Below are 19,862 nucleotides of genomic sequence, written 5' to 3'. Positions count from 1 at the left end.
AACCAAGGGCACTCTTAGAAGCGAACTTCTTCGTCGCCAGCGGCGCACCGCCCTCGTTCGTGGGGCGTATATAGTCGGAGCTCCCTCGACGCGTCAACACCGAGTTCGAACTTTTTTGAATTTTTTGCGACGATTTTTTCGAAGCGCTTTTTCGATAGCCGACTGCCCTCGCGGCAGCCCCAGGGTCATCCACAACGAGGCCCTATTGCCGCCGCATTGGGGCGTGAAACCGGCCCATATAAGGAAGGCGCGCGCGTACACATAAGGGCGCCCCTGGAATCTGACGGAATAGAGCGGTTCACGCCAAGCGTATGATTGGGGATATCGGCCCCGGCCTGCCGTTTCGTTGACTTCAACCGCCGTGACAGGCAAATGTCATGGCCGCAACGAAAACGACAAGCCGTTCGCCCGGGGAAGAAGCAGCCTTTCTGGATGCCAGACACGGAAGATGTCATAGCCGAACTCGGCAACGAGCCGCCGCTGATCGCGGACGGCCGCAGCGGTCCACCAGACCGCCGCGAAGTCTCGGCGCGCTGGCTGTCCGGCACGTTCCTGACCGGTGTGACATCGAGCGTATTGATGGGCGTGGCGCTGTTTGCCGCCCTTGACGGGCGCCAGCAATTGGCGACGCCGCCCGAGATCGCCGAGCTCATCGGTCTGGCCAGCGGCGGCGACGATTCCGGCGAGCAGGCCAAGACCACCAGGCTGGTGGCACCGCGCCAGATCGCCAGGGCCAAGGATCGGCGCCGCATGGAAGTGTCGATGGTCACCAAGGTCGGCGACCGCGACGTCATCCACACCATGCCTTTCGTGCAGATCAAGATGGCCCTGGCCGCCGGCCACACCACCAACCGCCCCTACCCGCCATTCGATCCGATGCAGGTCTTCGGCGACGACAGCGACGACAACCCGCAGCCGGCCACGGCGACCGCGGTCGCCGGCCAGATCTACGGCGCCAAGGTCGAAAGCGAGATGAGCCTGAAGACGGTCGATTTCCCGGTCGAGACGGCCTCCTTCGACGAAAAGAGCGACCTTTCCGCCGCCGAGGTGGAAAAGGTGGTGCGCGACGCCAGCAACGGCTTGAGCGACGGCGCGGTACAGGTGGCATCGCTGCATTATGTCGACCCGCAGCGATTCGGCGATGCGTTTGCCGAATCGCTGGCCGGCTCCTACGACGTGAAGATCACCCAGGAGAATGTGTCGGTGTCGCCGCGCGTCACGCTGGACGACCAGACGCCGGCCTTCGCCGAGGAAATCATCCCCTTCACCAAGGACACCGACCTCGCCGAGGCCTATGCCGATTCGGGCTATACCGGCGATGACGCCACCGGCATGGCCGAGGCGATCGGCAGATTGTTGAACGCCACGGCGCTGAAGGCTGGAACGGTGCTGCGCGTCGGCCTCGAAGTGCGCGGCGAAATCGCCAAGGTCGTGCGCACCAGCGTCTACGACAAGACCACGCATATCGTCACCATCGCGCTCGACGACCGCGGCCAGTATGTGCCGGCGCAGGAGCCGGACCCCAATCCGGAACTTTTGACGGCCTTCGATGATTCGCAGCCCGTCGTGGTGCGCGGCAACCTGCCCAACGTCTATGACGGCATCTACCGCGCCGCCTATTCCTACGGCATGTCGAAGGCGATGACCCAGAAGCTGATCAAGCTTCTCGCTTCCGACGTCGACTACCAGTCGCGCATTTCACCGGCCGACCGCCTCGAGGTGCTGTTCTCGCAGCCAGATGGCGACGACCAGACCTCCGACAATTCCGAGCTTCTCTATGTCTCGGCGACCTTCGGCGGCCAGACGCGCAACTTCTACCGCTTCCAGATGCAGGACGGCTCGACCGACTATTTCGACGAAGACGGTTCGAGCGCCAAGCAGTTCCTGCTGCGTAATCCTTTACCCGCCGGCAAGTTCCGCTCGGGCTTCGGCGCGCGGCGGCACCCGATCCTGGGCTATGTGCGCATGCACACCGGCGTCGACTGGGCAGCCCCGATCGGCACGCCGATCATCGCCGCCGGCAACGGCATCATCGAGAAGGTCGGCTGGGCCGGCGGCTACGGCAAGCAGATCATCATCCGCCACGCCAATGGCTACGAGACCTCCTACAACCACCAGAGCGCGTTCGCCAAAGGCATCGAGCCTGGCATGCGCGTGCGTCAGGGCCAGACCATCGGCTATCTCGGCCAGACCGGCCTCGCCACCGGCCCGCATCTTCACTACGAGCTGATCGTCAACGGCACCAAGGTCGACCCGATGCGGGTGCGCCTGCCGGTTGGCAAGGTGCTGAAGGGCGACGATCTCGTCGCCTTCAAGCGCGAACGCGAGCGCATCGACGATCTCTTGAAGCAGGAAGACGGCAATTCGCTGAAGGTCGCCAGCGCCAAGACCGATTCGCAGCTGCCGAATTAATTTCGCGAACCATCTGACTTCGGCCAGGGCGACGCCTGCCCGGGCACCGTGAGCCACGCCGTCACCGACGACAGCAGGCAAAGCAGCGCCGTGATCACCGCCACCGCGGCGAAGGCCGAATCGCTTGCCGCGACCCTGACCGCATCGATATCGGCGGCAAGACCGGACGACGGCTCGCCGAAGCCGGGAATTCCCGCGGCGCCATTCGTCATCCGCGCATAGACGATGGCCGCCAGCGAACCCATCGCGGCCACCGCGATCAACCCGCCGACGCGCGAGACCGCATTGTTGATGCCGGATGCGGCCCCCGTGTCCTTGTCCTCGACCGAGGTCATGACCGCGGTCGACAGCGGCGAGACGACCTGCGCCATTCCGAGCCCCATCAGCGCCATCAGCGGAAAGGTCCCGGTCCAGAAATTGTGGATGCCGGCATGGGTCAGAAGCGCGAGGCCCGCGAAGGCGATAGCGACGACCAGGCTGCCGCTGGCGATCGGAAAGCGCGGACCTATGCGATCGGACCAGCGGCCGACCGGACCGGACAAAAGCGCGATCGATGCCGAAAGCGGCAGAAAGATGAAACCGACCTCGGCCTCGCTCAGCCCCCAGCCGGCGACCAGCAGCGTCGGCAGGTAGAAGAGATTGGCCGACAGCGCGAAATAGAGGAAGAAGGTCGCGACATTGGCGCCGGCAAAGGCGCGGATGCGGAACAGGCCGAGATCGATCATCGGCTCGCTCTGCCGGCGCTCATAAAGGATGAAGACCAGGAGCAGCACCGCCCCGCCAACGATCGCCGGAGCGGGCAGCATCGCGCCGCCGCCGCCATTCATCGCCGTCAGCCCGTAGGCCAGCGATCCGAAGGCAAGCGTGGCAAGCAGGGCGCCGCCGAGATCGAGGCCGCGCTTTTCGGTCGGCTTGTCGGCCGGGATCTTGGCCACAAGCAGATAGATCGAGATCAGCCCTAGCGGCAGGTTGATGGCGAAGATGGCGCGCCAGATGCCGTTGCCGAAGGTGGTGAGCACGAAGCCGCCCAGCACCGGGCCGAGCGCCGTGGTCAGCGCCGAAGCGGCCGCCCAGATGCCGATCGCCCGGCCGCGCTCCTGCTTCGGATAGGCCTTGGCGATGATAGCGAGGCTGCCCGGCACCATGATGGCCGCGCCGATGCCCTGGATAGCGCGGAAGGCGACCAGCATCGCCGGATCGAGCGCGATCGCGCAGGCAAGCGACGCGGCAATGAATAGCGCAATGCCGGTAACAAAGGCGCGTCGCAGCCCGAATCGATCGCCGGCAGCGCCCCCTGCCAGAATCAAAGCCGAGAGCGTCAGAGCATAAGCGTTGGAAATCCACTGCGCCTCAGCCAGGCTGGCGCCGAGATCGACGCGCAGCGCCGGCATGGCGATCGCCAGGATCGAACCGTCGATAAACCCGAGCGCCGAGGCAAGGATTGCAGCGACCAGCACGAATTTGCGCTGCGTCTGCGGACAGAACGTGCCGTTCGCACGCGCGGGCGAATGTGGATCGGCGGTGGTCTCGTTGGCAGATGACATAAGCCTCTGCTTAGCCCTCCAATGCGCACGCAACAACGAGCCACAGGATCGCCGACCTTGAAACCAGATGACACTATCCGAATGGAGAGGTGGGCTTCGCTATCCGTGGCTGTCGCGAACGCGCCCTTCCAGGATGAGCGTGCGCTTGGTGATGTCGTCCAGCTCGAAACCTTGCGAGAGCATCAAGGCTCCCGACCCGGTGTCCGGATCGGCCGCAATGCGGCGCGTTTCCTTGAGGTGATGGCGAAGCCAGGCTTTCTGTTCCGCCTGTAGCCTTTGACGCTTCACACCGTTCTCGCGATGCAGCAGCGTCTGGTAAGCGGCATTCAACCTGGCGTCCCACCTGTCGACTTCGGCCTTGCCGCAGTCCAGCATTGCTGACGAAACGCCGTTTGCCTTGTCGACGCATGCCGACATCTCGTCGTCCGATTGCGCATAAGCAGATGGGACGACCATGAGAAGCAGCCGGCAAGAGCGTATTTCGCGATCATTGAAGGGCCTCCTGTCTTGCAATGATGATCGGCGCAGGTCTTGGAGCAATTCCAGGAAAAGTGCGCAGCGGTTTTCCGTCCGAAACTGCGTAGCAACAAAGACCCAGAGCGATTTGGCGATTCCGCGAAACGTTGAACCGATCTGGCCTGGTCACACGGTTGCTGACGTTGGCTCGCCCGCAGCGCAGCTCACTGCTGCGCGACATCCTCGGACGACGGACCGCCGACGAACTCCACGGTGACGCCCGGCGACACCAGCTTGGCGAGCTCGCGCGCGTCCCAATTGGTCAGGCGCACGCAGCCATGGCTTTCGGTCTTGCCGATCTTGGACGGGTCGGGCGTGCCATGGATGCCGTAGGTCGGCTTGTCGAGCGCGATCCAGACCGAGCCGACCGGTCCGTTCGGACCGGGCGGAATGGTAAGGATCTTGTCGTTCTGGCCCTGCTTGAAATTGATGTTGGGGTTGTAGGTGTAATTGGGATCGAGCGCGATGCGCGACACGGCATGGATGCCGCTCGGCGACGGCGTGTCGGCCGAGCCGATGGTCGCCGGATAGGCCGCAACCAGCTTGCCGCCCGCGTCATAGGCGTAGACTTCCTTCTTGGTCTTGTCGGCGACTATGCGCGCCACCGGCGTCGACACCAGCTTGCCGAAATTGGCGACCTTGATCGTCGTGCCAGGACGATTGAAGTCTACGCCTTTGTTGATCGCCTTGAGATAGTTCTCGTCCATATGGAAGCGCTCGCCAAGCGCTTCGGTGACCGAGGTGTAGCACATGCAGTTGAGCTGCGCCTTCTGGCTGTAGTCTTCCGGGATTGAGGCGACGTAAGGACCGGCGACATCTTCCGGCGTGATCGTGTAGTTGGCGAAAGCATCGCCGCCCGTCTGGGCAAGCGCCGCCTGGATGCCGACTGCGTCGGTCGATTTCAGATTGGTGCCGTTGATCTGGTTGTAGGCGGCCAGAGCCTTGTCGACATTCGAGCCGAAGCGTCCGTCGATCACGCCCGGCGAAGCGCCGCCGCGGTCGAGCAGCACCTGCAGCGCCGCCACGTCCTGACGCGCGCCGAGCGACAGCGACGGATCGACGGCGGCCTTGCCGCCCGTGTTCGGCGGCAGCGATGGCTCCGCATCCGGATTGGTCTGGATCACCTCGCCCTGACCCTGATGCTGCGGATCGATCGAGGCCTCGTCGAGCGGCTGGCGCTTGATCGTGTTCGACTTCGGCGCCTCGGGATAAGTGGTGGCATAGCCGTCGTCATTATCCGGCGCCGGCGGATAGGCATCGACGGAATTGTCGTCGTTCGAGCCATATCCGTCGTCCGGCGGAATGACCCGGCCATTCTCCTCGAGCTGTCGGCGGCGGTAGCGCGCCATATCCTCGGAATCGTCTAGATAGTAGCGATCGTCGTCCTCGGCCGGCGCGCGGCCAAGCTCCTGCATGCGCTGGCGGCGCAGCGCGCGGCGGTCGAAGCGGCTGCCCGGCGGCTGGATGGCGATGACTTTGCCGGTGTCGGCGTCGACCAGGACCCGGTTGCCGCGCGCATCGTAGTAGATGTCGATATTGCCGTCCTGGGCCAGCATCAGCGCGCGATGCTGCGCCGGCTGGGCCGGGCTCTGCGCGGCGTCCACGCTCAGCGCCGCGAACGCACTGGAAGACACCAGCCCGGCGGCTAGAGCCGAAAGGGAAAAGAGGGCGCGCAGCATGGGGGTCAAGCTCTCCGGTCGATCGGTTCCTGATGGGCGAACCCTTCGCCAGCAAACCAGTTCCCGACATTAAGGTTCCAATATGAACCGGGCATGAAGATGGCGGCTTTCAGGCTCCTTGCGGAAATATCAACCAATGCGTGTCGCACAAAACTCTGCAGCTTTGCCGAAACCTCAGGTCCCGGCAAGCCCCAGTTCCTTGCGGGCCTGCCGTGTCAGCTTGAGGACGACCAGGCGATGGCTTTCGCGCAGATAGTCACTCAGCGCATCATCATCCACGCTTTGGCTTGTCTGACGCTGGATCCATTTCATGCCGCGCGAGGCGAGATAGGGCGCCGGCCGGCAGCCAGGCTGTTCCTTGAGCACGTCGAAGGCAAGGTCGGAACATTTGAAGGTGACGAACAGCTGTCCACCATCATTCCAGCCGCCGATGGCGAACACCTTGCCGCCGACCTTCCAGACATGGGCCCCGCCCCACTGCACCACATGCGACGTCGCCGGCAGCGAGCCGCAGAAGCCATTATAGTCGTCGAGTTCCATCGAGCCTTCCCCCTCCTGCACGGCTGATCGTGGGCAACCCAGAATCAAAAAAGCGCGTCGCATCATTGTGATGCGACGCGCTTGTCTTCATTTCAACGGCCCGAGATCAGGCGGCGGCTTCCGTCGCCACCACGGTCGGCTTCGAGCGGAAATTCAAGCGGTCCGAACCGGCGGTGACCTTGACGGTCGAGCCGTCGAGGATTTCGCCCATCAGGATCTTCTCCGCCAGCGGATCTTGCAGTTCCTTCTGCATCACCCGTTTCAGCGGCCTGGCACCATAGGCCGGATCGTAGCCCTTGCCGGCCAGCCATTCGATCGCATCGTGATCCAGCGACAGCGCGATCTTGCGGTCGACCAGAAGGTTCTCCAGCCGCTTGAGCTGGATCTCGACGATGCGGTCCATGTCCTGCCGGCGCAGCCGGTGGAACAGGATCACCTCGTCGACGCGGTTGAGGAACTCAGGCCGGAACGAGGCCCTCACCACGCCCATCACCTCGTCGCGTACGGCATCGACATCCTGGTCGTCGCTGAGGTTGACCAGATATTCGGCGCCGAGGTTCGACGTCATGATGATCAGCGTGTTGCGGAAATCGACCGTCCGGCCCTGGCCGTCGGTCAGGCGGCCGTCGTCGAGCACCTGCAACAGCACGTTGAACACGTCCGGATGCGCCTTCTCGATCTCGTCGAACAGCACGACCTGATAGGGCCGGCGCCGCACCGCTTCGGTCAGCGCGCCGCCTTCCTCATAGCCGACATAACCGGGAGGCGCGCCGATCAGCCGGGCGACCGAGTGCTTCTCCATGAACTCCGACATATCGATGCGCACCAGCGCATTCTCGTCGTCGAACAGGAAGTTCGCCAGCGCCTTGGTGAGCTCGGTCTTGCCGACGCCGGTCGGACCCAGGAACATGAACGAGCCGATCGGCCGGTTCGGATCCTGCAGGCCGGCCCGGGCGCGGCGCACCGCCTTGGACACCGCCTGCACGGCTTCGCCCTGGCCGACGACGCGCTTGCCGATCTCGTCTTCCATGCGCAACAGCTTCTCGCGCTCGCCTTCGAGCATCTTGTCGACGGGGATGCCGGTCCAGCGCGACACGATATGGGCGACATGGTCGGGCGTGACCACCTCTTCCACCATGCCGGCCTTGCCGTCCTGCGCTTCCGCTTCCTTCAGCTTCTTCTCCAGCTCCGGGATCTTGCCATAGGCAAGCTCGCCGGCGCGCTGGAACTCACCCTTGCGCTGGGCGATGGCGAGCTCGTTGCGGGCTTCGTCGAGCTGCTTCTTGAGGTCGGCCGCCAGACCGAGCTTCTGCTTCTCGGCCTGCCACTTGGCGGTGATTTCGGTCGATTCCTCCTCGAGGCCGGCGAGTTCCTTCTCCAGCCGGGCGAGCCGGTCCTTCGAGGCCTCGTCCTTCTCGACCTTGAGCGCCTCGCGCTCGATCTTGAGCTGCATGATACGGCGGTCGATCTCGTCCAGCGCCTCGGGCTTGGAATCCACCTGCATCCTCAACCTCGAAGCGGCCTCGTCGACCAGGTCGATCGCCTTGTCCGGCAGGAAGCGGTCGGCGATGTAGCGGTTGGACAGCGTCGCCGCCGCCACCAGCGCCGAATCCGAGATCCGCACCTTGTGGTGCTGCTCGTACTTCTCCTTCAGGCCGCGCAGGATCGAGACGGTGTCTTCCACCGTCGGCTCGTCGATGAAGACGGGCTGGAAGCGGCGGGCAAGGGCCGGATCCTTCTCGACATGCTTGCGGTATTCATCGAGCGTGGTCGCGCCGACGCAGTGCAGCTCACCACGCGCCAGAGCCGGCTTCAACAGGTTAGACGCGTCCATCGCGCCGTCCGCCTTGCCGGCGCCGACCAGCGTGTGCATCTCGTCGATGAACAGGATGATGCCGCCGGCGGCCGACGTGACTTCGTTGAGCACGGCCTTGAGCCGTTCCTCGAACTCGCCGCGATATTTGGCGCCGGCAATCAGCGCGCCCATGTCGAGCGCCATCAGTTGCTTGTCCTTCAGCGATTCCGGCACGTCGCCATTGACGATGCGCAGCGCCAGGCCCTCGGCGATCGCCGTCTTGCCGACGCCCGGCTCGCCGATCAGCACCGGATTGTTCTTGGTGCGCCGCGACAGCACCTGGATGGTGCGGCGGATCTCGTCGTCACGGCCGATCACGGGGTCGAGCTTGCCGGAGCGGGCGTCGGCTGTGAGGTCGCGCGCATACTTCTTCAGCGCGTCGTAGCCCTGCTCGGCATTGGCCGAATCGGCGGTGCGGCCCTTGCGAACGTCGTTGATGACCTGGTTCAACGCCTGCGCGGTAACGCCGGCCTTGGCGAGGATGTCGGCGGTCTTGGCCGACTTCTCCATGGCAAGCGCCTGCAACAGCCGCTCGACGGTGACGAAGCTGTCGCCGGCCTTCTTGGCCAACTCCTCGGCGGTCGAGAACACTTTGGCCAGCGGCTGGGCGAGGTAGAGCTGGCCGTTGCCGCCCTCGACCTTGGGCATGGCTTCGAGCGCCGCCTCGACGCCGAGCTTGACGTCGCGGGCACGCCCGCCGGCGCGCTCGATCAGAGATGCGGCGAGACCCTCGTCGTCATCGACGAGCACCTTCAGCATATGTTCGGGCGTGAATTGCTGGTGGTTGCGTGAGAGCGCCATGGTCTGCGCGGACTGGATGAAGCCGCGCACGCGCTCCGAATACTTTTCAAGATTCATTCTTTGTCTCCTTCCATCACCGGCCCACTTTGCGGCACCGGATCAGATTACGGTGACGGACCCGCCCATAAGAGCCGAGCCCTGTTTCCTGGCGAGATATGGTGCGCGGGCGGCAGGCTCTCAAGACGTCTTTCGATCGGCTCGGCATATTATTCCACTGCCGCCAAAACAAAAACGGCGGAGAAGGATCTCCGCCGTTTGCAATGCTCGAAATGACGTCTGGATCAGTTGTTCGCGTCGGCGTTCACCGGCTCGACGGGCGCTACCGGTTCGCTGGCAACCGGCGTCGGCTCGCTGGCGAGCGTCTCGCTGGCGCGGACAGACGCCTCGACGGGCGCAGCTTCAACAGGCCTGGCATCCTCGCCATTGCCGGTGCGCGTTTCGACCGGGGCGGAGCTATCCGCCGCCGAATTCTCCGCCTGGTCGCCCTGCGCGCCATTGTTGGCCTGATCGGCATAGCCGCGCGGGCGGCGCGGGCGGCGCGGGCGGCGACCGCCGCCATTGTCCATGGCGGCTTCGTTGAGCTCGGCCTGAGCGGCGAGCGCCGCCGGCGAGAAACTGTCGAACATCGGCGCCTGTTCCGGCGCGGCAACGGCCTCGGCGGAGCCTTCAGGCTGCGCCTGCGTCTCGCCGCGGCGGTTCTGTTCGAACTGCTGGCCGCCCTGCTCGCCGCGCTGGCCCTCACCGCGCTGTCCGCCGTCACGTTGGCCGTTCTGGCCGTATTGGCCATAATTGCCATTGCGGCGGTCGCGGTGCCGGTCACGGCCATTGTTGTCGCGTTGGCCGCCATTGTTGTCGCGGCGGTTGTTGTCGCGGCCGTTTTCCTGGCCGTAGGCGAGTTCGGCAGGCGTGCCTTCGATCACCGGCTGCGGCCCGGAACCGTTCGCGGCCGGAGCCTCGGCGCTGTTGTTGCCGGCATTGTCGAAATCGTCGCGATCCTCATCGAGGTCGTCGTCGAAATCGTCGCGATTCTGCTGGGTGTTCTGGATCGGCATCTGCGCCTGGGCGGCGGCAATGATGCGATTGTAGTGTTCGGCGTGCTGGAGGTAGTTCTCCGCCATCACCCTGTCGCCGGAGCTCTGCGCGTCACGGGCGAGTGTGGCGTACTTTTCGGCGATCTGCTGAGCCGATCCGCGGATCTTCACATCCGGGCCGTTGCTCTCGTAGGTGCGCGTCAGGGGGTTCGGCCCCTTGCGGTTGTTATTGTTGCCACCGCCGCCGCCATTATTATTGCGACCGCGCATGCGCCTGTTCTGCTGTTGTGGCCTCATTCTGCTCTCTTCATATTGAAATTTTCGAAAAACTCTTCACGAACGGAGGCGCTCATGCAGCCAGCCGCTTCGCTTTTTCACCGGCGTTCGCCCGCATCGATTGCGTTGGCGCCACGTGCCATCCTGTTCCGGTTACATCACTTGCCGGACGATTCCCGCACGAAGCTTGGGCGTCGTATGCGCAAGGAGGCAGCTATTTCCAAGGAAAACCGAATCGCTGGGAGCACTGCCTGCTTCGTCTCATCCGGTTGAGCCGGAACCTAACTGCATTCCCTTATATTGCCAAGCGCTTTTTTCGCACCGCATCAGGGCTTTCCACGCTCGAACACCAGAACCCTGTCATTTCCGCCGAGGTCTCGATGTGACCCGGCTAACATATATCCCGCCGCCGCGAATATTTCGCTGACCTGGTTTTTCTGCGTGTGGCCGATCTCGACCGCTACCTTGCCTTGTATTTCCAGGAACTTTTCCGCCTCGGCGGCAATGACCCTGTAAGGGTCCAAACCATCCACACCGCCATCTAGGGCTTGGTGCGGGTCGAAATCGCGGACCTCGTCCTGCAGATTTCCAATCTCCTGGCAAGGTATATAGGGAGGGTTCGAGGCAATTACATGGTACCGGCCCGAAACTTTCTCGAACCAGTTGGATTGCAAGGCTTTGAAGCGCCCGCCAAGCGCAAGATCCACGGCGTTGCGGGCAGCGGTCGCCAGCGCATCCGATGAAATATCGACGCCTGTGGCGGTGGCTCTGGGAACGGCGCTGAGCAGCGCCAGCGCGATGGCGCCGGTACCGGTGCCAAGATCGAGGATGCGGCAGTCGCCGAGCTTTTCCGCCGTCGCCTTGACGAAGGGCAGGATCGCGTCGATCAGCGTCTCGGTATCAGGCCGCGGCTCCAGCGTGTCGGGCGACAGCGACAGGCGCAGGCCATAGAATTCGCGGTAGCCGAGAATACGGTGCACGGGCTCGCCTGCGACGCGACGTCTCAGGGCCGATTCGATGGCTGAAAGCGCAGCCAAATCCACTGTTTGACCAGGATCGGCGATCGCCTGGGTGCGGGTCGTGCCGGAAAAATGTTCGACGAGCAGCCGGGAATCGAGTGCCGGATCGGCAATGGCGGCATCGGCGAGGCGTTCCCGTGCCGCCCTCAGCAGAGACCCAAGCGCGGCGGGCAGCGCCTCAGCCATCAAGGCTCATATCGGCGAGCAGCTTGGACTGGTGATCGGCGATCAGCGCATCAACCACCTCGTCGAGCTCGCCCATCATCACCCGGTCGAGCTTGTAGAGGGTGAGGTTGATGCGGTGATCGGTGACACGCCCCTGCGGGAAATTATAGGTGCGGATGCGCTCCGAGCGGTCGCCCGAGCCGACCTGCGACTTTCGCGATTCCGAGCGTTCCTCATCCGCACGGCTGCGCTCCATGTCGTAAAGCCGCGCCCGCAGGATCTGCATGGCCTTGGCCCGGTTCTGGTGCTGCGACTTCTCGGCCTGCACCACCATGATGCCGGTCGGCAAATGGGTGATGCGCACCGCCGAATCGGTGGTGTTGACGTGCTGGCCGCCGGAACCCGAGGCGCGCATCGTGTCGATGCGGATGTCTTCGGCCCGGATCTCGATATCGACCTCTTCAGCCTCGGGCAACACGGCAACCGTGGCCGCCGAGGTGTGGATACGGCCGCTGGCCTCGGTCGCCGGCACGCGTTGCACGCGATGCACGCCGGATTCGAATTTCAGATGCGCGAAAACGCCCCTGCCCGACACCGTGGCGATGATTTCCTTGAAGCCGCCGGCATCGCCGTCGCTCGCCGAGACCGTCTCGAAGCGCCAGCCGCGTTCGGCCGCGTAGCGCTCATACATGCGAAACAGATCGCCGGCGAACAGCGCAGCCTCGTCACCGCCGGTGCCGGCGCGGATTTCGAGGATGGCGTTCCTCTCATCCGCCGCGTCCTTGGGCAGGAGCAGGATCTGGATGTCCTTCTGCAGCGCCTCTATGCGTTCCTCGACGCCTGGCAGATCCGCCTCGGCCAATGCCCGCATCTCGGCGTCGGTACCCTTGTCGGCGAGCATCGCTTCGAGATCGGCCTGCTCCTGCTCGGCGGCGCGCAGCGTTCGGATCTTACCCACCATCTCCTGGATGTCGGCATATTCCGAGGCCATTTTGACATACTGGTCGGCGGACGGCCCGGCCGACATCTGCGCTTCGAGCATGTCGAAACGCTTGACGACTTGATCCATGCGGTCGCGGGGCAGGTTGATCATGATCCTGAAACTTAAATGGAATTCACGTCAGGGCGAGTCGAAAATGGCGAGTTTCGAGAACCGGAGCGGAATGTACATTTAGGTACATGAGCCCCGGAAGCGCAGAAAATCGCCATTTGCAGACCGCCCTCACCTGAATCTAGAGCGGAATCGAACGATCGTCGGCAAACGCCTGGAGCAGCGCGCGCATCGGCACGTTCTGGGCAGGCGCCATCAGGTTTTCTTCGAAGAACGTTTCCAGCTCCTGCAGCGGCAGTTCGGTGAGCATCGCCTTGACCGGGCCGATGGAAGCCGGCGACATCGAGATCGAGCGGAAGCCCAAGCCGATCAGCGCCATGGCCGATATCGGCTTTCCGGCAAGCTCGCCGCACAAAGTCACCGGCGTGTGGTTGCGATCACCGGCATCGGCGATCATCTTCAAGACGCGCAGGAACGGTGTCGACAGATTGTCGAAGCGGTCGGCAAGCTGCGTGTTGCCGCGGTCGACCGCCATGACGAACTGAAACAAATCGTTGGAGCCGACCGAAACGAAATCAACCGCCTTCATCAGCTCGTCGAGCTGGAACAAGAGCGACGGCACTTCCAGCATCGCGCCGAGCTTGAGGCTGGTCGGCAGATGGTGGGCGAAGCGCGACAGATGCCGGACCTCGCGGTCTATGATCTCGCGCGCCTGCGCGATCTCGCCAAGCTCGGTCACCATCGGCAGCATCAGCTTGAGCTCGCGCCCACCGCAGGCCTTGAGCAGCGCCCGGATCTGCGTCCTCAGCAGGCCAGGACGGTCGAGCGTCAGGCGGATCGCACGCCAGCCCAGAGCCGGGTTCTCTTCCTGGATCGCGCCCTTGAAGTAGGGCAGCACCTTGTCGCCGCCGATGTCGATGGTGCGGAAGGTGACCGGCTTGCCGTGCGCGGCGTCGAGCACGTCGCGGTAAAGCCGCTCCTGCGCTTCGGCGCGCGGGAAGGTCGAAGCGACCATGAACTGCAATTCGGTACGGAACAGGCCGATGCCGGCAGCGCCCGACTCGACGAGCTGCGGCAGGTCGACGGCGAGACCCGCATTCATCAAAAGATCGACCGGCACGCCGTCCTTGGTCAGCGATGGCTTCTTGCGCAGTTCCCGGTAGACCTCCTGCCGCCGCGCCCGGAAGCGGACCTTTTCGGCATAGGCTGCTTCGAGATCGGATTGCGGCCTGAGATGGATCGCGCCTTCCTCGCCGTCGACGATGATCGCGTCGCCGTTTTCCGCCATCGAGACGGCGCCCTTCATCTGGCCGGCAACGGGAATGCCCATGGCGCGCGCGACGATGACGACGTGGCTGGTGGCGGCGCCGTCCTCCAGCACCAGGCCGCGCAGCTTGTCGCGCGGATAGTCGAGCAACTCCGCCGCCCCCATCGAACGCGCGACGATGATGGCATCCTTGGGCAGCGAGGCGGCGACATCCTCCGGCCCGCGCCCCATCAGCTGGCGCAACAGCCGGTTGGCGAGGTCGTCGAAATCGCTCATCCGCTCGCGCAGATAGGGGTCGGTCATGTGCAGCATGCGCGCGCGCATGTCGCTCTGCACCTTCTCGACGGCCGCTTCCGCAGTCAGGCCGTTGCGGATCGCCTCTTCCAGCCGACGCACCCAGCCGCGGTCATTGGCGAACATGCGATAGGCTTCCAGCACCTCGCGGTGCTCGCCCTCGAAGGCGACGTCACGACGCTCCAGCATGTCGTCGATCGAGAGTCTGAGCGAGCCGAGCGAGCGGTCGAGGCGGCGCACCTCCTCCTCGCTATCCTCGTTGAACAGATTGGTGACGACGATGCGCGGCTCATGCAGCACGACATGGCCGAGCCCGACGCCGTCGTTGAAGGAAAGACCCGTGAAGCTTACGGGGCGGCGCAGGTCGAGCTCCAGCCCCGGACGGGTCAGGCGCGCCAGATCGCCGGTGGCGATCATCTCGGCGATCACCATCGCCGTCGTTTCCAGCGCTTCGACCTCGTCGTCGCGATAGTGGCGCATGGTCTTGTTCTGCACGACCAGGACGCCGAGCGTGCGACCGGCTCGGAGCACCGGCACGCCGAGGAAGGAATTGTAGATCTCTTCGCCGGTCTCCGGCAGGTAGGCGAAGGCCGGATGTTCCTGGGCGTTGGAAAGGTTGAGCGGCCGCGCGCTGGCGGCGATCGTGCCGACAAGGCCTTGGCCCAGCCGCAACTGCGCCAAATGGACGGCGTTCGGGTTCAGACCTTCGGTGGCGTAGAGTTCGAGCACCGAATCGGCGCGCAACACATAGAGCGAGCAGACTTCGGCGACCATGTTCGAGGCGATGTCGCGCACGATGCGGTCGAGCCGCTCCTGCGGTTCCAGCGGCTCCTGCATGAGCTCGCGGAGCCGTTTGAGCAGAACGCGCGGGCCACTGGCCGTATCACGCATCGCGGCTTCTTCTCCAATGGGCATTCCGCCAGCCGCAGTTTCACCTGCGGCCGGCGCTCACGCAACAACTGACTCAGTTCTTGCTATTGCTTATCCAGACCGTAGACGGAATGCAAAGTGCGAACCGCCAGTTCGGTATAGGGACCGTCGATCAGTATCGAAATTTTGATCTCGGAGGTGGTGATCGCCCGGATGTTGATCGCCTTGTCGGCCAGCGCCTTGAAGGCGGTGGCGGCGACGCCGGCGTGGCTGCGCATGCCGATACCGATGACCGAAACCTTCGACATGCCGGCTTCCGACTGCACCACGTCATAGCCGACGTCGGGTTTCAGACGTTCCAGCACGGCAAGCGCCTTGTCGACGTCGCCGGACGGCACGGTGAAGGTCATGTCGGTGAACTTGCCGTCCTCGGAGATGTTCTGGACGATCATGTCGACATTGATGTTGGCCTCGGCCAGCGGGCCGAAGATGCCGGCGGCGACGCCTGGGCGGTCGCCGACGCGGCGCAGCGAAATCTGCGCTTCGTCCTTGGCGTAGGCAATTCCGGTGACGACCTGCTGTTCCACGATCTCTTCCTCGTCGCAAATGAGCGTTCCGGGCGGATTGAGCAAATCCCCCATTCCGGGCGCATCGGGATCGTCGAAGGACGACCGCACGAAGGTACGCACCCTATGTACCATGGCAAGCTCGACCGACCGCACCTGCAGCACCTTGGCGCCGAGTGAGGCCATTTCCAGCATTTCCTCGAAGGAAATCTTGGCCAGCCGGCGCGCTTTCGGCTCGATGCGCGGGTCGGTGGTGTAGACGCCGTCGACGTCCGTATAGATGTCGCAGCGGTCGGCCTTGACCGCCGCGGCGATGGCAACAGCACTGGTGTCGGAGCCGCCGCGGCCGAGCGTGGCGATGCGGTTGTCCGGGCCGATGCCCTGGAAGCCGGCGATGACCGCCACCTGTCCTTCGCCGAAGCGCTTGATCAGGAAGGCGCCGTCGATGTCGAGGATGCGCGCCGCGCCATGCGCGTTGTCCGTCTTGATCGGGATCTGCCAGCCCTGCCAGGACCGTGCATGGATCCCCATATTCTGCAGGGTGATCGCCAGAAGCCCGGCGGTGACCTGCTCACCCGAAGCGACGACGGCGTCATATTCGCGCGCATCGTGCATGGGCGAGGCCTCGCGCGTCCAGCCGACCAGTTCGTTGGTCTTGCCGGCCATCGCCGACACCACAACGGCGACGTCGTGACCGGCATCGACCTCGCGTTTGACATGGCGCGCCACATTGCGGATGCGGGCGATGTCGGCGACCGAGGTTCCGCCGAATTTCATCACGATGCGCGCCATGGAAGCGAAATGCCTTTGACTGAAGCCGGCTCAAGGCCGGAACGGAAGGAAGCGCCCGGTGAGAGCCGAGCCGCGGAAATGCGCGGCCTCCTTAGCCAAAACAGCAAAGCTTCGCAAGCGAGCCTAGCCGGGATCGGCTGGACAACGGCAATCCTGACAGATTCCTATCTCCGATCATGCGATAAGGCGATTCGAACAGCGCCTGGAGATTTGCATGACCGAGACCCTGGAGATCGTCACTTTCTGCCTCAAGCCGGGTACGGAGGCCGGCTTCATCGCCAATAACGGGGTCATGAGCGATTGGCTTGCCCGGCAGCCTGGCTTTCTTGGCCGCCATCTCGGCAAGCGCGAGGATGGCGTGTGGGTCGAAATCGTGCGCTGGCAAAACACGGAGCAGGCCAAGGACGCAGCGGACCGCATCATGGCCGAGATCGGCGACAGTGAGGCGATGCAGGCGATCGAGCCGGCCAGTGTCGACATAAGGCACGCAGCGGTCGCGCTGTCACGTTAGGCCATCGCACGACGCGTGCCGGAAACGCGCTTGGCAGGCACCGGCGGTTTGGCAGCAGCCGAAAAACCTGCCTTGACATTCCTCTCCTCGCGCCCGACTTCCTAACGTCCTACAGCGCCGCGCGTCCTTTCGGGCGCGCAAAGGACGCTGTGGCATTTTTGAGTTGCGCATGATCCTTTCCGAAAATCGAAACGATTTTCGGGGTCATGCGCTGGGAGACCCGCCCAATGCCAGAGCCCCGCCGATCGACCATCGATGCCGGAGAAGTCGAGCGCTTTTCCGCCCTTGCCGCCGAGTGGTGGAACCCGAACGGCAAGTTCCGGCCGCTGCACAAATTCAATCCGGTGCGGCTTGCCTATATCCGCGACCAGGTGGCGGCGCGCTTCGGCCGTGATCCGCGCGCGGCCCGGCCTTTCGAAGGCTTGCGCTTCCTCGACATCGGCTGCGGCGGCGGGCTTTTGTGCGAGCCGATGGCGCGGCTCGGCGCCGAAGTGGTCGGCGCCGACGCTTCCGCCACCAACATCGAAGTGGCCAAGCTGCATGCGGCGGAAGCCGGCGTCAGCATCGATTATCGCGCCACCACCGCCGAGGCGCTGGCCGAGGCCGGCGAGACCTTCGACGTCATCCTCAACATGGAAGTGGTCGAGCATGTCGCCGATGTCGACCTGTTCGTCGCCAAATGCGGCCAGATGGTGCGTCCCGGCGGCATCATGTTCGTCGCCACCATCAACCGCACGCTGAAGGCGCTCGGCCTTGCCATCATCGGCGCCGAATATGTGCTGCGCTGGCTGCCGCGCGGCACGCATCAGTTTGGCAAGCTGGTGCGCCCGGAAGAGCTGGCAAAGGCGCTTGGCGCCGCCGGGCTCACCGTCATCGACCGCACCGGCGTCGTCTATCATCCGCTGGCCGACCGCTGGCAGCGGTCGAAGGATATGGACGTCAACTACATGGTGCTGGCCGAAAAAGGATCGGTCTGAGTCGTCGCGGCGAGACCGCCTTCTCAGGCATCGAGCGGCCGGTAACCGCCCCGCCAGTAGATCAGCGCCTGGGCGGAATCCTGGGTCCTGACCGCTTCGACCGAGCCGATGACGATCGAATGCGTGCCGCGGTCGATCATCTCGTCCAGGCTGCAATCGAAGGCTGCCACCGCATCGGTCAGCAGCGCCGCGCCGGTCTTCAAGGTCGTCCATTCGGCGCCCTCGTAGCGCTCCTTGCCCTTTATGCCGCCAAAGCCCGAAAACCGCTCGGCCACGCCCTGGTGCTGGGGTCCCAGCGAATTCACGCCGAAATGCCGGTAGCGCTCGATGACCGGCCAGGTCGAGGACGAGCGATTGACGCAGGCGATGACCTTCGGCGGCTCAGCCGACAGCGAGACGACAGAAATGACGACCAGGCCGGAGCGATCATCGCCGACGCCGGCGGTAATCACGCTGACATTGCCGACGATGAGCCGCATGGCGGCGCGGAAGTCTGCAACGCTGACCGGACCTTCTGGCGTGGACATGGCTCTTTCCTCTTTTCTACGCCGCAGACTGCATCGCGGCCGGCGCGATGCGGATGCCCCGCTGTTCGAGGATAGGCAGGACGGTGTCCCGGAAATACGGAAATTCCTCGACATAATCGACGAAGGACAAGGTCGAACCGCGGAAGCCGGCCTCATGCAAGGCAGTGATCCCGTCGGCCACTCGCTCGGGCGTGCCGGTCAGCGGGAAGCCGCCATGGCCTTCCGCCATGCGGTCGCGGATCATCGCGAGAAGATCGTGCGGGAAGGACTGGGCATGCGCGAACTGCAGCCGCACCAGATTGTCGACCGCCGCCCAATCGGCGTTGGCGCGGCCGAAATGTTCGAGATAGTCCTTCGCTTCCTTTTCGGTCGGCCGGCAGACGACATGCGCGAAGGTCAGCACGTCGACATCCCTGTCCGCGGCTTTCGCCTGCGCCTTCAGCGCCGCGATCTCGTCTTTCGAGCGCGCGAGGTCGATGGCCGGCGTGAACAGGAAATCGGCGTTGCGGACGGCGAATTTACGCCCTTCCTCCGAGCCGGCCGCGTTGAGGATCGGCAGCGGCGAGGACGGCCGCGGATCGCCAAGCACATTCTTGAGCTTGAACCAGCTTCCGTCCCAGTCGAAGGCTTCCTTGCCGCTCCACAAGGCGCGCACGATATCGAACCATTCCTGCGCGTAACCGTAGCGGGTGGTGTGGTCGTCGGGTAGTGTCAGCCCGAGCGCCTCATATTCCGGCTTGTTCCAGCCAGCGACGATGTTCAGGCCGATGCGGCCGCGGCTGATCTGGTCGATGGTCGCCAGTTGCTTGGCCACGACCACCGGATGGTTCGCCGCCGTATGCGTGGTGGCAAAGACCGTGATGTTGCGCGTCAGCGCCAAAAGTCCTGCAGCCCAGGTGATGGTTTCCAGCACGTTGCCGTGGAAATTGGTCTCCCCGCCATAACCGATCCAGCGCGCGATCGGCAGCATGAAGTCGATGCCGGCTTCGTCCAACAGGCGGGCGAGCCTGAGATTGTTGTCCCAGGAATTGTCCCAGCGTTCGGCAAGCTTGGTGACGGTCATGCCGCCGGAACAGTTGGACGCGAAGGTGCCGAGAAAGAAAGGCTGCGTTCCATGCGCGGACTTGTCGAGCATGCCCATGACGATGTTCTCCTCTGTTTTTCGTTAT

The 19,862-nt window shown here is 64.1% G+C and carries 15 protein-coding genes; 3 read left to right on the top strand and 12 right to left on the bottom strand.

What is annotated here, in order from left to right; translation table 11 throughout:
- The first annotated feature begins 432 nt into the window (after positions 1-432).
- Entirely contained in the window at positions 433-2,412 is a 1,980-nt protein-coding gene (locus FJ988_RS29825) for a M23 family metallopeptidase (RefSeq protein WP_140822813.1), read from the top strand.
- Here FJ988_RS29825 and FJ988_RS29820 read toward each other — a convergent pair.
- The 10 genes from FJ988_RS29820 to FJ988_RS29775 form a co-directional block, all read right to left on the bottom strand.
- Positions 2,409-3,956, bottom strand: coding sequence for an MFS transporter (locus FJ988_RS29820; RefSeq protein WP_140822811.1), 1,548 nt, complete (start codon positions 3,954-3,956; stop codon positions 2,409-2,411). The two genes, FJ988_RS29825 and FJ988_RS29820, sit on opposite strands and share 4 nt — an antisense overlap.
- Positions 3,957-4,055: 99 nt before the next feature.
- A complete protein-coding gene (locus tag FJ988_RS29815; RefSeq protein WP_140822810.1) occupies positions 4,056-4,412 on the bottom strand; it encodes a lysozyme inhibitor LprI family protein in 357 nt (118 codons plus the stop codon).
- Between the two features lie 224 nt (positions 4,413-4,636).
- Entirely contained in the window at positions 4,637-6,151 is a 1,515-nt protein-coding gene (locus FJ988_RS29810; RefSeq protein ID WP_140822808.1) for a L,D-transpeptidase family protein, read from the bottom strand.
- A gap of 174 nt (positions 6,152-6,325) precedes the next feature.
- Positions 6,326-6,691, bottom strand: coding sequence for an MmcQ/YjbR family DNA-binding protein (locus FJ988_RS29805; protein WP_140822806.1), 366 nt, complete (start codon positions 6,689-6,691; stop codon positions 6,326-6,328).
- A gap of 106 nt (positions 6,692-6,797) precedes the next feature.
- A complete protein-coding gene (clpB, locus tag FJ988_RS29800) occupies positions 6,798-9,404 on the bottom strand; it encodes an ATP-dependent chaperone ClpB (protein WP_140822804.1) in 2,607 nt (868 codons plus the stop codon).
- Between the two features lie 224 nt (positions 9,405-9,628).
- Entirely contained in the window at positions 9,629-10,648 is a 1,020-nt protein-coding gene (locus tag FJ988_RS29795; RefSeq protein ID WP_407067722.1) for a DUF4167 domain-containing protein, read from the bottom strand.
- A 332-nt stretch (positions 10,649-10,980) separates the two neighbouring features.
- Entirely contained in the window at positions 10,981-11,859 is an 879-nt protein-coding gene (prmC, locus tag FJ988_RS29790; protein WP_140822800.1) for a peptide chain release factor N(5)-glutamine methyltransferase, read from the bottom strand.
- Positions 11,852-12,931, bottom strand: coding sequence for a peptide chain release factor 1 (gene prfA / locus FJ988_RS29785; protein ID WP_140822798.1), 1,080 nt, complete (start codon positions 12,929-12,931; stop codon positions 11,852-11,854). The genes prmC and prfA overlap by 8 nt, the downstream gene beginning before the upstream one ends.
- Before the next feature lie 139 nt (positions 12,932-13,070).
- The gene (gene ptsP / locus FJ988_RS29780; protein ID WP_140822796.1) at positions 13,071-15,341 is read right to left on the bottom strand and encodes a phosphoenolpyruvate--protein phosphotransferase; all 2,271 of its coding nucleotides are present in this window, start codon (positions 15,339-15,341) and stop codon (positions 13,071-13,073) included.
- An 83-nt stretch (positions 15,342-15,424) separates the two neighbouring features.
- Positions 15,425-16,678, bottom strand: coding sequence for an aspartate kinase (locus tag FJ988_RS29775; protein WP_140822794.1), 1,254 nt, complete (start codon positions 16,676-16,678; stop codon positions 15,425-15,427).
- Positions 16,679-16,892: 214 nt separating this feature from the next.
- Between FJ988_RS29775 and FJ988_RS29770 the strand changes: the two genes are divergently transcribed.
- Entirely contained in the window at positions 16,893-17,189 is a 297-nt protein-coding gene (locus FJ988_RS29770; RefSeq protein ID WP_140822792.1) for a hypothetical protein, read from the top strand.
- Positions 17,190-17,416: 227 nt separating this feature from the next.
- The gene (gene ubiG, locus FJ988_RS29765) at positions 17,417-18,166 is read left to right on the top strand and encodes a bifunctional 2-polyprenyl-6-hydroxyphenol methylase/3-demethylubiquinol 3-O-methyltransferase UbiG (RefSeq protein WP_140822790.1); all 750 of its coding nucleotides are present in this window, start codon (positions 17,417-17,419) and stop codon (positions 18,164-18,166) included.
- Between the two features lie 23 nt (positions 18,167-18,189).
- On the opposite strand, the gene FJ988_RS29760 is transcribed toward ubiG, so the two are convergent.
- Positions 18,190-18,693: a flavin reductase family protein gene (locus FJ988_RS29760; RefSeq protein WP_140822788.1), complete on the bottom strand. Its 504-nt coding sequence runs from the start codon at positions 18,691-18,693 to the stop codon at positions 18,190-18,192.
- Positions 18,694-18,709: 16 nt separating this feature from the next.
- A complete protein-coding gene (locus tag FJ988_RS29755; protein ID WP_140822786.1) occupies positions 18,710-19,834 on the bottom strand; it encodes an LLM class flavin-dependent oxidoreductase in 1,125 nt (374 codons plus the stop codon).
- Positions 19,835-19,862 lie beyond the last annotated feature (28 nt).

It is taken from the genome of Mesorhizobium sp. CU3, assembly GCF_006442965.1.
Classification (GTDB): domain Bacteria; phylum Pseudomonadota; class Alphaproteobacteria; order Rhizobiales; family Rhizobiaceae; genus Mesorhizobium.
Note: the sequence above shows the minus strand (reverse complement) of the source record. Positions and strands in the feature narration are given on the sequence as shown.

Coding starts and splice junctions, on each gene's coding strand:
- FJ988_RS29825 (WP_140822813.1), top strand. CDS start 433: ATGCCAGACACGGAAGATGTCATAGCCGAACTCGGCAACGAGCCGCCG.
- FJ988_RS29820 (WP_140822811.1), bottom strand. CDS start 3,956: ATGTCATCTGCCAACGAGACCACCGCCGATCCACATTCGCCCGCGCGT.
- FJ988_RS29815 (WP_140822810.1), bottom strand. CDS start 4,412: ATGGTCGTCCCATCTGCTTATGCGCAATCGGACGACGAGATGTCGGCA.
- FJ988_RS29810 (WP_140822808.1), bottom strand. CDS start 6,151: ATGCTGCGCGCCCTCTTTTCCCTTTCGGCTCTAGCCGCCGGGCTGGTG.
- FJ988_RS29805 (WP_140822806.1), bottom strand. CDS start 6,691: ATGGAACTCGACGACTATAATGGCTTCTGCGGCTCGCTGCCGGCGACG.
- clpB (WP_140822804.1), bottom strand. CDS start 9,404: ATGAATCTTGAAAAGTATTCGGAGCGCGTGCGCGGCTTCATCCAGTCC.
- FJ988_RS29795 (WP_407067722.1), bottom strand. CDS start 10,648: ATGCGCGGTCGCAATAATAATGGCGGCGGCGGTGGCAACAATAACAAC.
- prmC (WP_140822800.1), bottom strand. CDS start 11,859: ATGGCTGAGGCGCTGCCCGCCGCGCTTGGGTCTCTGCTGAGGGCGGCA.
- prfA (WP_140822798.1), bottom strand. CDS start 12,931: ATGATCAACCTGCCCCGCGACCGCATGGATCAAGTCGTCAAGCGTTTC.
- ptsP (WP_140822796.1), bottom strand. CDS start 15,341: ATGCGTGATACGGCCAGTGGCCCGCGCGTTCTGCTCAAACGGCTCCGC.
- FJ988_RS29775 (WP_140822794.1), bottom strand. CDS start 16,678: ATGGCGCGCATCGTGATGAAATTCGGCGGAACCTCGGTCGCCGACATC.
- FJ988_RS29770 (WP_140822792.1), top strand. CDS start 16,893: ATGACCGAGACCCTGGAGATCGTCACTTTCTGCCTCAAGCCGGGTACG.
- ubiG (WP_140822790.1), top strand. CDS start 17,417: ATGCCAGAGCCCCGCCGATCGACCATCGATGCCGGAGAAGTCGAGCGC.
- FJ988_RS29760 (WP_140822788.1), bottom strand. CDS start 18,693: ATGTCCACGCCAGAAGGTCCGGTCAGCGTTGCAGACTTCCGCGCCGCC.
- FJ988_RS29755 (WP_140822786.1), bottom strand. CDS start 19,834: ATGGGCATGCTCGACAAGTCCGCGCATGGAACGCAGCCTTTCTTTCTC.